The following is a 16216-nucleotide window of genomic DNA, read 5'->3' on the forward strand; positions in this document are numbered from 1 at the left end:
ATGGACAACGAACAAAAGCTCCGGGACTACCTCAAGCTTGCGACGGCCGACCTTCGACGCGCGCGGCGGCGGGTCAACGAACTGGAGACGGCGGCCCAGGAGCCGGTGGCCATCGTCGGCATGACCTGCCGCTACCCCGGAGGCGTCCGCAGCCCCGAGGACCTCTGGCACCTGGTCGTCTCCGGTGAGCACGGCGTCAGCCCGTTCCCCACCGACCGCGGCTGGGACCTGGAGGCGCTGTCCACCGCACCGACCGCGGCCGGCGGATTCCTGCACGACGCCCCCGAGTTCGACGCGGACTTCTTCGGCATCTCCCCGCGCGAGGCGGTCGCCATGGACCCGCAGCAGCGCGTGGTCCTGGAATCCGCCTGGGAGGCGTTCGAACGCGCCGGTATCGACCCGACGTCCGTCAAGGGCAGCCGCACCGGCGTCTTCCTCGGCGCCATGGCCCAGGACTACCGGGTCGGTCCCGCCGACGGCGCCGAGGGCTTCCAACTCACCGGCAACACCGGCAGCGTGCTCTCCGGCCGCATCTCCTACACCTTCGGCACGGTCGGCCCCGCCGTCACCGTGGACACCGCCTGCTCCTCCTCCCTCGTCGCCGTCCACCTCGCCACCCAGGCTCTGCGGGCCGGCGAGTGCACCCTTGCCCTCGCCGGCGGCGTCACCATCATGTCCGGGCCCGGCACCTTCATCGAGATGGGCCGGCAGGGCGGACTCTCCGCCGACGGCCGCTGCCGCTCCTTCGGCGACACCGCCGACGGCACCGGCTGGGCCGAAGGCGTCGGCATCCTGGTCCTGGAACGCCTCTCCGACGCCGTCCGCAACGGACACCAGGTCCTGGCCGTCGTCCGCGGCACCGCCGTCAACCAGGACGGCGCCTCCAACGGCCTGACCGCCCCCAACGGCCCCTCCCAGCAACAGGTCATCCAGCAGGCCCTGGTCAACGCCCGCCTCGCCGCCGGGGACATCGACGTCGTCGAGGCCCACGGCACCGGCACCACCCTCGGCGACCCCGTCGAGGCCCAGGCACTGCTCGCCACCTACGGCCAGCACCGCCCCGAGGACCGGCCGCTGCTGCTCGGCTCGGTCAAGTCCAACCTCAGCCACACCCAGGCCGCCGCCGGCGTCGCAGGCGTCATCAAGATGGTGATGGCGATGCGGCACGGCGTCCTGCCCCGCACCCTCCACGCCGACGAACCCACCCGCCACGTCGACTGGTCCCAGGGCGCCGTGCGGCTGCTCACCGACCACACCGACTGGCCCGACACCGGTGCCCCGCGCCGCGCCGCCGTCTCCTCCTTCGGCATCAGCGGCACCAACGCCCACACCATCATCGAGCAGGCCCCCGAGTCGCAGCCCGCGGACCCCGCCGAGACCACGCACACCACCCCCGCCGCGGCCCCCGGCATCGTCCCGGTCCTGCTCTCCGGCCGCACCCCGGACGCCCTGCGTGCACAGGCCGCGGCCCTGCACACCGCCCTCACCGCGGACCCGCGCCCCGAGCCGCTGGACCTCGGCTACTCCCTGGCCACCACCCGCGCCGGGCTCGAACACCGCGCCGTCCTCCTCACCGCCGACCGCCCGGAACTGACCGCCGGCCTCACCGCACTCGCCGACGCCGCCGACCCGGCCGACGCCCCCGCCTGGACCACCGGCACCGCACGCGCCGAGACCCGGCTTGCCGTGCTCCTCACCGGCCAGGGCGCCCAGCGCCTCGGCACCGGACGCGAACTCGCCGCCCGCTTCCCGGCGTTCGCCACCGCCCTCGACGCGGCACTGGACGCCTTCACCCCGCACCTGGACCGCCCCCTGCGCGAGGTGCTGTGGGGCACCGACGCCACCCTCCTGGACCGCACCGAGTACGCCCAGCCCGCCCTCTTCGCCGTCGAGGTCGCCCTCTACCGGCTGATCGAGTCCCTCGGCGTCCGCCCCGACCACCTCGCCGGACACTCCGTCGGCGAGATCGCCGCCGCCCACCTCGCCGGCGTCCTCACCCTCCCCGACGCGGCCACCCTCGTCGCCGCCCGCGGCCGCCTCATGCAGGCCCTGCCCGAGACCGGCGCGATGATCGCCGTCCAGGCACCGGAAGCCGACGTCGCCCCGCTGCTCGCCGGCCACGAGGACCGCGTCTCCCTCGCCGCCGTCAACGGCCCCTCCGCCGTCGTCCTCTCCGGCGACGAGACCACCGTGACCGCACTGGCCGAACAGCTCGCCGCCGACGGCCACCGCACCCGCCGACTGCGCGTCAGCCACGCCTTCCACTCCCCGCTGATGGCGCCGATGCTCGAAGACTTCCGCGCCGTCGTCGAGAGCCTCACCCTCCACCCGCCGTTGCTGCCGGTCGTCTCCAACCTCACCGGCAAGCCCGCCACCGTCGCCCAACTCACCTCCGCCGACTACTGGGTCGACCACGTCCGCCACGCCGTCCGCTTCGCCGACGGCATCGACTGGCTCGCCGGGCACGGCACCACCGCCTTCCTCGAACTCGGCCCCGACGGCGTGCTGTCCGCCATGGCCCGCACCTGCCTGGACGCCACCGACACCGACGCGGTCACCCTCCCCGCCCTGCGCGCCGACCGCCCCGAGGAACACACCCTCACCACCGCACTCGCCGGCCTGCACGTCCACGGCACCACCGTCGACTGGGCCGCCTACTTCGCCGGCACCGGCGCCCACCGCACCGACCTGCCCACCTACGCCTTCCAGCGCCGCCGCTACTGGCCCAAGGCCCTCCAGAGCAGCACCGCCGACCTGCGCTCCGTCGGCCTCGGCGCCGCCCACCACCCCCTGCTCTCCGCCGCCGTCTCCCTCGCCGACGCCGGCGGCGTCCTCCTCACCGGCCGCCTCTCCCGGCAGACCCACCCCTGGCTCACCGACCACACCGTCCGCGGCACCACCCTGCTGCCCGGCACCGCCTTCCTCGAACTCGCCGTCCGCGCCGGCGACGAGGTCGGCTGCGACCGCGTCGAGGAACTCACCCTCGCCGCACCCCTGATCCTGCCCGAACAGGGCGGCGTCCAGGTCCAGTTGTGGATCGGCAACCCCGACGCCGCGGGCCGCCGCACCGTCAACGTCCACGCCCGCCCCGACACCGGCGACGACGCCCCCTGGACCACCCACGCCACCGGCGTCCTCACCACCGCCGACCCGGACCCCGCCACCGACCCGCACCCCGCCCTCGACACGGCCGCGTGGCCCCCGGCCGGCGCCGAACCGCTGCCGTTGGACGGCCACTACGACCGGCTCGCCGACGCCGGCTTCGGCTACGGCCCGCTCTTCCAGGGCCTGTCCGCCGCCTGGCGCCACGGCGACGCGGTCTACGCCGAGGTCACCCTGCCGGAGGCCGGCCGGTCCGACGCCGAGGCGTTCGGCATCCACCCCGCCCTGCTCGACGCCGTCCTGCACGCGGCCCCCTTCACCGGCCTCGGCGAACGCGGCCGCGGCGGCCTCCCGTTCTCCTGGGAGGGCGTCTCCCTCCACGCCGGCGGCGCCACCACCCTCCGCGTCCGCCTGACCCCCGTCGCCGACGACGCGCTCGCCCTGACCGTCACCGACGGCACCGGCGCCCCCGTGCTCTCCGCCGACTCGCTCGTCCTGCGCTCGGTGGACTCCCACCGGCTCGACACCGCGGCCGCGCTCGCCCGCGACGCCCTGTTCCGTCTGGACTGGACCCCCGTCCACCCGACCGCCACCGACCCCGGCACCGTGGCCCTCGTCGGCACCGACCCCTTCGGCCTGCGCACCCACCCCGCGCTCACCGACGCCGCCCACCACCTGGACCTCACCGCCCTCGCCACGGCGGACGGCCCCGCCCCGTCCACCGTCCTGCTGCCCCTCGCCGGCCACAGCGGCCCGGCCACCGGGGACGACGACACCGACCCGGCCGCGTCCGCACACCGCTGCGCCGCCGACGCCCTTGCCGCCGTACGGACCTGGCTGGACCACCACGAGCGCTTCGCCGCATCCCGCCTGATCCTCGTCACCCGTGGCGCGACGACCGGCCACGACGTGGCCGCCGCCGCGGTGTGGGGCCTGGTGCGCTCCGCGCAGTCCGAGAACCCGGGCTGCTTCGCCCTGCTCGACTTCGACCCCGACACCGACCCCACGGCCCTCCCGCCGACCGCCCTCACCTGCGAGGAGCCGCAACTCGCCGTGCAGGGCGACACCCTGCGGGCGGCCCGCCTGGTCCGCCGGACCCCCGAGGGCAACGACGACGCCGGTGCGGCGTTCACCGGCGAGGGTGCCGTCCTGATCACCGGTGGCACGGGTGGTCTGGGCGCGGTACTGGCCCGGCACCTGGTGGCCGAGCACGGGGTGCGGGACCTGCTGCTGGTCGGCCGCCGCGGCGAACAGGCCCCCGGCGCGGCCGAGTTGGTGGCGGAGCTGACGGAGTGCGGCGCGCGGGCGCGGGCCGTCGCCTGTGACGTGACCGACCGGGATGCGGTCGGGGAACTGCTCTCGACGCACCCGGTGTCGGCCGTGATCCACGCCGCCGGTGTGCTCGACGACGGCATGGTCGCCGCGCTGACCCCGGAGCGCCTGGCCGCCGTGCTGCGGCCGAAGGTGGATGCCGCCTGGCACCTGCACGAGGCCACCCGTGACCTGGACCTGGACGCGTTCATCGTCTTCTCCTCCGTCGCGGGCGTCTTCGGCAGCCCCGGCCAGGCCAACTACGCGGCCGGCAACGCCTTCCTGGACGCGCTCATGGCGCAGCGCCGGGCCGCCGGCCTGCCCGGCCTGTCACTGGCCTGGGGCCCGTGGGAGCAGACCGGCGGCATGACCGGCACCCTCACGGACACCGAGGCCGACCGGCACGCCCGCTCCGGCGTCCCGCCGCTCTCCGTGCCGCAGGGCCTCGCCCTCTTCGACGCCGCCCTGACCGGCACCGACACCACCTGCGTCCCGGTCCGCCTGGACCTGCCCGCCCTCCGCGCACAGGGCGACGTCCCGCCGCTGCTGCGCTCGTTGATCCGGGTCCGCACGCGCCGCACCGCCGTCGCCGGCTCCGCGACCGCCGGCAACCTCGCCCAGCGCCTCGGCCGACTCGACCAGGACGGCCGCGACGAACTGGTCCTGGACCTCGTGCGCGGCCAGGTCGCGCTGGTCCTCGGCCACGCGACCGGCAACGACATCGACGCCGGCCGCGCCTTCCGCGACCTGGGCTTCGACTCGCTGACCGCCGTCGAACTGCGCAACCGCCTCAACACCGTCACCGGACTGCGGCTGCCCGCCACCCTGGTCTTCGACTACCCGACCGTCCGCCACCTGGCCACCTACGTCCTGGACGAACTGCTGGGCACCGACGCCGAGGTGGCGACCGTGCAGCACGGTGCGGTGGCCGTGGCGGACGACCCGATCGTGATCGTGGGCATGGCCTGCCGCTACCCCGGCGGCGTCACGTCCCCCGAGGACCTGTGGCGCCTGCTCACCGAGGGCACCGACGCCGTCTCCGGATTCCCCACCAACCGCGGTTGGGACGTCGAGTCCCTCTACCACCCGGACCCCGACCACCCGGGCACCGCCTACACCCGCTCCGGTGGATTCCTGCACGAGGCGGGGGAGTTCGACCCGGCGTTCTTCGGGATGAGCCCGCGGGAGGCGCTGGCGACCGACTCGCAGCAGCGTCTGCTGCTGGAGTCGTCGTGGGAGGCGATCGAGCGGGCCGGTATCGACCCGCAGAGCCTGCGCGGCAGCCAGACCGGCGTGTTCGCCGGTGTGATGTACAGCGATTACAGCGCGATGCTGGCGAGCCCGGAGTTCGAGGGCTTCCAGGGCAGCGGCAGCTCGCCGAGCCTGGCATCGGGTCGCGTTGCCTACACGTTGGGCCTGGAGGGCCCGGCGGTGACGGTGGACACCGCGTGCTCGTCGTCGCTGGTGGCGATGCACTGGGCGATGCAGGCCCTGCGCAGTGGCGAGTGCTCGCTGGCGTTGGCCGGCGGTGTGACGGTGATGTCGACGCCGGCGGTGTTCGTGGACTTCGCCCGGCAGCGCGGACTGTCCCCGGACGGGCGGTGCAAGGCGTTCGCGGACGCGGCCGACGGCGTCGGCTGGTCCGAGGGTGTGGGCATGCTGGTGCTGGAGCGCCAGTCCGACGCGCTCCGCAACGGTCACGAGATCCTGGCCGTGGTGCGCGGCTCGGCCGTCAACCAGGACGGTGCCTCCAACGGCCTGACCGCGCCCAACGGTCCGTCGCAGCAACGCGTCATCCGCCAGGCACTCGCCAGCGGCGGCCTGTCCGCCGGTGACGTGGACGTGGTCGAGGCGCACGGCACCGGCACCACGCTCGGCGACCCCATCGAGGCACAGGCGCTGCTGGCGACCTACGGCCAGGAGCGGGACGCCGAGCAGCCGTTGCTGCTGGGTTCGGTGAAGTCCAACCTCGGACACACCCAGGCCGCGGCCGGTGTCGCCGGTGTCATGAAGATGGTCATGGCGATGCGGCACGGTGTGCTGCCGCGGACCCTGCACGTCGACGCGCCGTCGTCGCATGTGGACTGGTCCGAGGGCGCCGTCGAGCTGCTGACCGAGGAGACCGCCTGGCCGGAGACCGGCCGGGCCCGTCGCGCCGGCGTCTCGTCCTTCGGCATCAGCGGGACCAACGTCCACGTCATCGTCGAGCAGGCACCGGACGCCAAGGCACCCGCGGCGGCGAAGCCGCGGCGCACGCCGGGCGCCGTGCCGCTGCTGCTCTCCGGACGCAGCCGGGATGCCCTGCGCGGCCAGGCAGCACGCCTGCTGGGCCACCTCCAGGCCCGCCCCGAGGCGTCGCTCACCGATGTCGCGCTGTCCCTCGCCACCACCCGGTCCCGCTTCGAGCAGCGGGCCGCCGTCGTGGCACCGGACCGCACGCAGCTCCTCGCCTCGCTGAGCGCGCTCGCCACCGGACGGCCGGACCCCGCCCTCGTCGAGGGCGAGGCCGCCGGACGCGGCAGGACCGCGGTGCTGTTCACCGGACAGGGCAGCCAGCGCGCCGCCATGGGCCGTGAACTCTACGAGGCGCAGCCGGAGTTCGCCGCGGCGTTCGACGCGGTGTGCGCCGCGCTCGACCCGCTGCTGGACCGGCCGCTGCGCGAGGTGGTGTTCGCCGAGCCCGGCACCGACGAGGCCGCACTGCTGGACGAGACCGGCTGGACGCAGCCGGCGCTGTTCGCCGTCGAGGTCGCGCTGTACCGACTGGTGGAGCACTGGGGCGTCCGCGTCGACCTCGTGGCCGGGCACTCGATCGGCGAGATCGCGGCGGCCCATGTCGCCGGCGTGCTGACGCTCCCGGACGCCTGCCGGCTGGTGGCGGCGCGTGCGTCGCTGATGCAGGCGCTGCCGGCCGACGGTGCGATGGTCGCCGTGCAGGCCACCGAGGACGAGGTCGTCCCGCACCTGACGGACGCGGTGGCGATCGCCGCCGTCAACGGGCCCGAGTCCGTGGTCGTCTCCGGCGACGCGGACGCCGCCCAGCAGATCGCCGAGGCCTTCGCCGCCCGCGGGCGGAAGACCAAGCGGCTGCGGGTGAGCCATGCCTTCCACTCGCCGCACATGGACGGCATGCTGGACGCCTTCCGCACCGTCGCCGAGGGACTGACGTACCGGGCGCCGCGCATCCCGCTGGTCTCCGACCTCACCGGCGAGCGCGCCGACGACGCACAGCTGTGCACCGCGGAGTACTGGGTGCGGCACGTCCGCGAGGCCGTGCGGTTCGCCGACTGCGTGCGGACCCTGCGGGAAGCCGGGGTCACCACCTTCCTGGAACTGGGCCCCGACGGGCTCTTGACCGCGATGGCCCAGGACACCCTCGGTGACGACCCGGACGCCGAACTCGTGCCGTTCCTGCGCGCCGACCGCCCCGAGGAGCCGGCCGCCGCCACCGCCGCGGCCCGCCTCCAGGTGCGCGGCGTGGACGTGGACTGGGCGGCGTACTTCGCCGGAACCGGCGCCCGCCGCACCGACCTGCCGACGTACGCCTTCCAACACGCCTACTACTGGCCCCAGTTGCCCACCCCGGTCACCGCCGGCAACGCCGACCCGGCCGACCAGGAACTGTGGGCCGCCGTCGAGCGCGGCGACGCCCGCGAACTGGCCGGCATCCTCGGCCTGGGGGAGGCGGACCTCACCCCGCTGGACTCCCTGCTGCCCGCACTCACCTCCTGGCGGCGCGGCAACCAGGAGAAGCACCTGCTCGACACCCTCCGCTACCGGGTGGAGTGGACGCCCCTGCACAAGCCGGCCGCCCCCGTCCTCGACGGCACCTGGCTGCTGGTCGCCTCCGACACCACCGCGACCGACGAGGCCGCCCTCCTGGACGCGCTCGCCGACGCCCTCGGCACGCACGGCGCACGGGTGCGCCGCCTGGTCCTGGACGCCTCCTGCACCGACCGCACCGCGCTGGCCGAACGCCTGGCGCAGACCGACGGCGTGGACGCCACCACCCAACTGCTGTCCGTGCTGCCGCTCGACGAGCGCGCCGCCGACGGCTGCCCGACGCTCACCCGGGGACTGGCACTGACCCTGGCCCTGGTCCAGGCCCTCGCCGACACCGGGGCACAGGGCCGACTGTGGACCGCCACCCGCGGCGCCGTCTCCACCGGCCCCGCCGACCCCGTCAGCCACCCGGTCCAGGCAGCCGCCTGGGGCCTGGGCCGCGGCGTCGCCCTGGAGCACCCGCGGCTGTGGGGCGGCCTGGTCGACCTGCCGGACACCTTCGACCAGCGGGCCGGACAGCGCCTCGCCGGCATCCTCGCCGTCAAGGACGCCCCGGACGGCGAGGACCAGGTGGCGCTCCGCGCGACCGGAGTCTTGGGCCGCCGACTGGTCCGCCACACCGTCGACGCACTGCCCGCCGAAGGGGAGTTCACCGCCTCCGGCACCGTCCTGATCACCGGCGGCACCGGCGGTCTGGGCGCCGAGGTCGCCCGGTGGCTGGCCCGCTCCGGCGCCCAGCACCTCGTCCTGACCAGCCGCCGCGGCCCCGACGCGCCCGGCGCCGCCGAACTCCGCGCCGAACTGGCGGAGTTCGGGTCGAGCGTCTCCGTCGTCGCCTGCGACGCCGCCGACCGCGACGCGCTCGCCGCCGTCCTCGCCGACCTGCCCGAGGACCTGCCGCTGACCGGCGTCGTGCACACCGCGGGCGTCGGCCACTACGGCCCCGTCGACACCCTCACCACCGCCGACCTGGCCGCCCTCACCGCCGCCAAGCTCGCCGGCGCCGCCCACCTCGACGCCCTGCTCGGCGACCGCGAACTGGACTTCTTCGTCCTCTTCGGCTCCATCGCCGGCGTCTGGGGCAGCGGCAACCAGAGCGCCTACGGCGCCGCCAACGCCTACCTCGACGCGCTCGCCCTGCACCGCCGCGCCCGCGGCCTGGCCGCCACCTCCGTCGCCTGGGGCCCCTGGGCCGAGGCCGGCATGGCCGCCGACGACACCGTCTCCGCGACCCTGCGCCGCCAGGGCCTTGGCCTGCTCGACCCGGCCCCCGCCCTGACCGAACTGCGCCGCGCCGTACTCCGCCAGGACGTCACCGTCACCGTCGCCGACGTGGACTGGCAGCGCTACGCACCGCTGTTCACCTCCGCCCGGCCCAGCGCCCTGCTCCTGGGCCTGCCCGAGGTACGGGCACTGGCCGCCGAAGCGCCCGCCGGACCGGACGGCGCCGACGCCTCCGAGATCGTCACCCGCGTCCGCGCCCTCGACGAGCCCGCCCAACTCCGCCTGCTCACCGACCTGGTCCGCACCGAGTCCGCCACCGTCCTCGGCCACACCTCCGCCGACGCCGTCCCCGAGAGCCGCGCCTTCCGCGACGTCGGCTTCGACTCGCTGACCGCCGTCGAACTCCGCAAGCGCCTGGGCGCCGCAACCGGCCTGTCCCTGCCCAGCACCATGGTGTTCGACTACCCGACGCCCCGCGAACTCGCCCAGTACCTCCGGGCGGAGATCCTCGGCGCGGTCCTGGACGTCGCAGGCCCCGTCGCCACCGTCGCCGCCGACGACGAACCCCTCGCCATCATCGGCATGGCCTGCCGCTTCCCCGGCGGCGTCAGCTCCCCCGAACACCTCTGGGACCTGGTCGCCTCCGGTACCGACGCGATCAGCGACTTCCCCGTCAACCGCGGCTGGCAGACCGGGCACCTCTACGACCCCGACCCCGACCACCCCGGCACCACCTACTCCACCCAGGGCGGCTTCCTCCACGAAGCCGACGCCTTCGACCCCACCTTCTTCGGCATCTCGCCCCGCGAGGCCCTGGTCATGGACCCGCAGCAGCGCCTGCTGCTGGAGACCACCTGGGAGTCCTTCGAACGCGCCGGCATCCGCCCCGAAACCGTCCGCTCCAGCCTGACCGGCACCTTCGTCGGCTCCAGCTACCAGGAGTACGGCCTCGGCGCGGGCGACGGAGCCGAGGGCCACATGGTCACCGGCTCAAGCCCCAGCGTGCTGTCCGGCCGCCTGGCCTACGTCTTCGGCCTCGAAGGCCCGGCCGTCACCGTCGACACCGCCTGCTCCTCCTCGCTGGTCGCCCTGCACCTGGCCTGCCAGTCGCTGCGCAACGGCGAATCCACGCTCGCCGTCGCCGCCGGCGCCACGGTCATGACGACGCCCAACCCGTTCATCGCGTTCAGCCGGCAGCGCGCCCTCGCCAAGGACGGCCGCTGCAAGGCGTTCTCCGACGACGCCGACGGGATGACCCTCGCCGAGGGCGTCGGTGTGGTCCTCGTCGAACGGCTCTCCGACGCCCGCCGCAACGGCCACCCGGTCCTCGCCGTCCTCCGCGGCTCCGCCATCAACCAGGACGGCGCCTCCAACGGCCTGTCCGCCCCCAACGGCCCGTCCCAGCAGCGCGTCATCCGCCAGGCACTCGCCAACGCCGGCGTCGCACCCGGCGACATCGACGCCCTGGAGGCCCACGGCACCGGCACACCGCTCGGCGACCCCATCGAGGCCCAGGCACTCCAGGCCACCTACGGCCGCGACCGCGACCCCGAGCACGCCCTGCTGCTCGGATCGGTCAAGTCCAACATCGGCCACACCCAGTCGGCCGCCGGCGTCGCCAGCGTCATCAAGATGGTGATGGCGCTCCGCCACGGCCGACTGCCGCGGACCCTGCACGCCGAGGAGCCCTCCTCGCACGTGGACTGGTCGTCCGGGACGGTGCGACTGCTCACCGAGACCCGCGACTGGCCGGAGACCGGCCGCCCGCGGCGGGCCGCGATCTCCTCGTTCGGCATCAGCGGCACCAACGCCCACGTCGTCCTGGAACAGGCACCCGCCGAGGACACCCCGGCCGAAGCGCCGCCCGCCACCGCACCGGTGCCGCTCGCCGGCGGCGTCGTCCCGTGGGTGGTCACCGCCCGCAGCGCCGCCGCGCTGCGCGGCCAGGCCGACCGCCTCCTGTCCCACCTGGAGACCGCCGAGAGCGTCGAGACCGGCGAACCGACCGTCCGCCCGCTCGACATCGGACACTCCCTGGTCGCCGCCCGCGCCCGCTTCGAACGCCGCGCCGTGATCGTCCCACCCGCGGAAACCCCGGACACCGCCGACCTGTTGACGGCCCTGCGCGCCGTCGCGACGGACGGCCCCTCGCCCGCGGTCGCCCGCGGCCTCGCGGACGTCGAGGGCCGCACGGTCTTCGTCTTCCCGGGCCAGGGCTCGCAGTGGGTCGGGATGGGCGCCCGACTGCTCGATGAGGCGCCGGTCTTCGCCGAGCGGATGGCCGAGTGCGCCGAGGCGTTGGCCGAGTTCACCGACTGGTCGCTCCTCGATGTGCTGTGGGGCGCCGAGGGCGCGCCGTCGCTGGAGCGGGTGGACGTCGTCCAGCCGGCGTCGTTCGCCGTGATGGTGGCCCTGGCGGCGCTGTGGCGTGCGCACGGCGTGGAGCCGGACGCGGTACTGGGGCACTCGCAGGGCGAGATCGCCGCCGCGGTGGTCTCCGGCGCGCTGTCGCTGCGGGACGGCGCCCGCGTCGTGGCGCTGCGCAGCCAGGCGATCGGCCGTTCGCTGGCCGGGCGCGGCGGGATGATGTCCGTCGCGCTGCCGGTGGCGGAACTGGAGCCGCGCCTCGCACCGTTCCAGGGCCGGGTGTCGGTCGCCGCGGTCAACGGACCGCGCTCCGTCGTGGTCGCCGGCGAGCCCGAGGCACTGGACGGGCTCCAGGCCGGTCTGACCGCCGAGGAGATCCGCGCCCGGCGGATCGCGGTGGACTACGCCTCGCACTCGCACCAGGTCGAGGACCTGCACGACGAACTGCTTCAGGTACTGGCCGAGCTGTCGCCGCGCCCGTCGGAGGTGCCGTTCTTCTCGACGGTCACCGGCGACTGGCTGGACACCACCGGGATGGACGCCGACTACTGGTTCCGCAACCTGCGCGGACGGGTGCGGTTCGCCGACGCGGTAGGGGAGTTGCTGGCGGCGGAGTACCGCGCGTTCATCGAGGTCAGCTCGCATCCGGTGCTGTCCATGGCGGTGCAGGAGGCGATCGACGAGGCCGGCGTGCCGGCCGTCGCCGCCGGCACCCTGCGCCGCGACCAGGGCGGCACCGACCGCTTCCTGCTGTCGGCCGCCGAGGTCTTCGTCCGCGGCGTGGACGTCGACTGGGCGGGCCTGTTCGAGGGGACCGGTGCGTCCCGGATCGACCTGCCCACCTACGCCTTCCAGCGCGAACACCTCTGGGCCGTCCCGCCCGCCCCGGAGGCCGCCACCGGCACCGACCCCGACGACGCGGCCTTCTGGGACGCCGTCGAGCAGGCGGACGTCTCCGCACTGACCGCCGCGCTCGACACCGACGAGGAATCCGTCGCCGCCGTGCTCCCGGCACTGTCCTCCTGGCGCCGGGCCCGCCGCGACCGCTCCACCGTCGACGCCTGGCGCTACCGCGTCGCCTGGAACCCCCTCGGCGGCCCCCTGCCCCACCCGTCGCTGACCGGCACCTGGCTGCTGGTCACCGCCGACGGCATCGACGACACCGACGTCGCCGGCGCGTTGGAGACCCACGGCGCCACCGTGCGGCGCCTGGTCCTGGACGCACAGTGCACCGACCGGACCGTCCTGCGGGAACGGCTGGCCGGTGCGGAGGACGCGACCGGCATCGTCTCCGTCCTCGCCGAGGCCGAGCGGACCGACGCGGTGCCGGGCACCTCCCTGGTGCTCGGTACCGCCCTGACCGTCATGCTCCTCCAGGCACTCGGGGACGCCGGAATCGACGCCCCCGTATGGGCGTTGACCCGCGGCGCGGTCTCCACCGGCCGCACCGACCAGCTCACCGCACCCGTCCAGGCCCAGGTCGCCGGCATCGGCTGGACCGCGGCCCTGGAGCACCCGCAGCGCTGGGGCGGCACCGTCGACCTGCCCGCCACCCTCGACACCCGGGCCGGCCAGCGGCTCGCCGCCGTCCTGTCCGGCGCCCTCGGCACCGACGACCAGCTGGCGATCCGGCCCTCCGGCGTCTTCACCCGCCGCATCGTCCGGGCCGAGGCCGCCACCGGGCAGCCCGCCGGCCGATGGGTGCCGCGCGGGACCACACTGATCACCGGCGGCTCCGGCACCCTCGCCCCGCACCTGGCACGGTGGCTGGCAGCCCAGGGCGCCGAGCACCTGGTGCTGGTCAGCCGACGCGGCTCCGACGCCCCCGGGGCGACCGAACTCGCCGCTGAGCTGGCCGACTTGGGGACCCAGGCGACCCTCGCCGCCTGCGACATCACCGACCGGGACGCCGTCGCCGCGCTCCTGGACGGCCTCAAGGCCGACGGGCGCACCGTCCGCACCGTCGTCCACACCGCCGCCACCATCGAACTGCACACCCTGGACGCCACCACCCTGGCCGACTTCGACCGGGTGCTGCACGCCAAGGTCACCGGCGCCCAGGTCCTCGCCGACCTCCTCGACGACGCCGAACTGGACGACTTCGTCCTGTACTCCTCCACCGCCGGCATGTGGGGCAGCGGCGCCCACGCCGCCTACGTCGCCGGCAACGCCCACCTCGCCGCCCTCGCCGAGCACCGGCGCTCCCGCGGACTGCCCGCCCTGTCGCTGTCCTGGGGCATCTGGGCCGACGACCTCAAACTGGGCCGCGTCGACCCGCAGATGATCCGCCGCAGCGGCCTGGAGTTCATGGACCCGCAGCTCGCGCTCAGCGGCCTGAAGCGGGCACTGGACGACGACGAGACCGTCATCGCCGTCGCCGACGTGGACTGGGAGACCTACCACCCCGTCTACACCTCCGGCCGCCCCACCCCGCTCTTCGACGAGGTGCCCGAGGTCCGGGCGCTCACCGCGGCCGCCGAGCACGCCTCCGGAGCCGACGCCGAGGGCGAGTTCGCCACCGCGCTGCACGCCCTGACCGACGCCGAGCAGCAGCGCACCCTGCTGGAGACCGTCCGCACCGAGGCCGCGGCCGTCCTCGGACTGTCCTCCGCCGAGGACCTCACCGACCAGCGGGCCTTCCGCGACGTCGGCTTCGACTCGCTGACCGCCGTGGCCCTGCGCAACCGGCTCGCCGCCGTCACCGGCCTCACGCTGCCGTCGACGATGGTCTTCGACTACCCCAACCCGGCCGCGCTCGCCGCCTTCCTGCACGGCGAGCTGGCCGGCACCAAGGCCGCCGGCGCCGCCGTCACGACCGGCGCGCCCGCCGACGACGACCCGATCGCCGTCATCGGCATGAGCTGCCGCTACCCCGGCGGGGTCAGCTCCGCCGAGGACCTCTGGCGGATCGCCCTGGACGAGGTCGACGCCATCTCCGGCTTCCCCGCCGACCGCGGCTGGGACGCCGAGGGACTCTACGACCCCGACCCCGACCGGGCCGGCCGCACCTACTCCGTCCAGGGCGGATTCCTGCGCGACGTCGCCGAGTTCGACCCCGGCTTCTTCGGCATCTCGCCCCGCGAGGCCCTGTCGATGGACCCCCAGCAGCGCCTGCTGCTGGAGACCGCCTGGGAGGCCTTCGAGCACGCCGGCATCGACCCGGTCGCCCAGCGCGGCAGCCTGACCGGCACCTTCGTCGGCGCCAGCTACCAGGACTACGCCTCCGGCGTCCCCAGCAGCGAGGGCTCCGAAGGCCACATGATCACCGGCACGCTCTCCAGCGTGCTCTCCGGCCGGGTGTCCTACCTCTTCGGCTTCGAGGGCCCGGCCGTCACCCTCGACACCGCCTGCTCCTCCTCGCTGGTCGCCCTGCACCTGGCGTGCCAGTCGCTGCGCAACGGGGAGAGCTCCCTGGCCCTGGCCGGCGGCGTCAGCATCATGTCCACCCCGATGTCGTTCGTCGGCTTCAGCCGGCAGCGCGCGCTGGCCGAGGACGGCCGCTGCAAGGCGTACGCCGACGGCGCCGACGGGATGACCCTCGCCGAGGGCGTCGGCCTGGTCCTGCTGGAGCGCCTGTCCGAGGCCCGTGCCAACGGGCACCAGGTCCTCGCCGTCATCCGCGGCTCCGCCGTCAACCAGGACGGCGCCTCCAACGGCCTGACCGCCCCCAACGGCCCCTCCCAGCAACGCGTCATCCGCCAGGCGCTGGCCAACTCCGGTGTCGCGCCCGGCGACATCGACGTCCTGGAGGGCCACGGCACCGGCACCGCCCTCGGCGACCCCATCGAGGCCCAGGCGCTCCTGGCCACCTACGGCGCGGACCGCGACCCCGAACGACCGCTGCTGCTCGGCTCGGTCAAGTCCAACATCGGCCACACCCAGATGGCCTCCGGCGTCGCCAGCGTCATCAAGCTCGTCCGCGCCCTCCAGGAAGGCGTGGTGCCCAAGTCCCTGCACATCGACCAGCCCTCCACCCACGTCGACTGGTCCTCCGGCACCATCGGACTGCTCACCGCCCGCACCCCGTGGCCCGAGACCGGCCGGCCCCGCCGCGCCGCCGTCTCCTCCTTCGGCCTCAGCGGCACCAACGTCCACGCCGTCCTGGAACAGGCCCCCGCGGACGACGAGTCCACGCCCGCCGACCCGCCGCGCGACGCCCTGGTGCCGGTCCTGGTCTCCGGTCGCGGCGAGGCCGCACTGCGCGCCCAGGCCGCCCGCCTGCTCGCCCTCGTCGAGGAGCGGCCCGAGGTCCACCTCACCGACCTCGCCCACTCCCTGGCCACCTCGCGCGCCGCCCTGGAGCGCCGCGCCGCGGTCCTCGCCACCGACCGCGCCGAACTGCTCCGCGGTCTGCACGCACTGCGCGACGGACAGCCCGGCGCCGGCCTCGTCCAGGGCACCGCCGGACGCGGCCGCACCGCCTTCCTCT

The 16216-nt window shown here is 75.1% G+C and carries 1 protein-coding gene (only partly in view); it reads left to right on the forward strand.

What is annotated here, in order from left to right; all coding sequences use genetic code 11:
* Nucleotides 1-16216: the 5' portion of a type I polyketide synthase gene (locus tag ACIQE0_RS25040; protein ID WP_402336107.1), read on the forward strand. Its footprint extends 12200 nt past the window's final position; the window shows 16216 of its 28416 coding nt (coding positions 1-16216); the start codon lies at nucleotides 1-3; its stop codon lies off the right edge, out of view.

Source organism: Streptomyces sp. NPDC093097 (assembly GCF_044754325.1).
Lineage (GTDB): Bacteria > Actinomycetota > Actinomycetes > Streptomycetales > Streptomycetaceae > Streptomyces.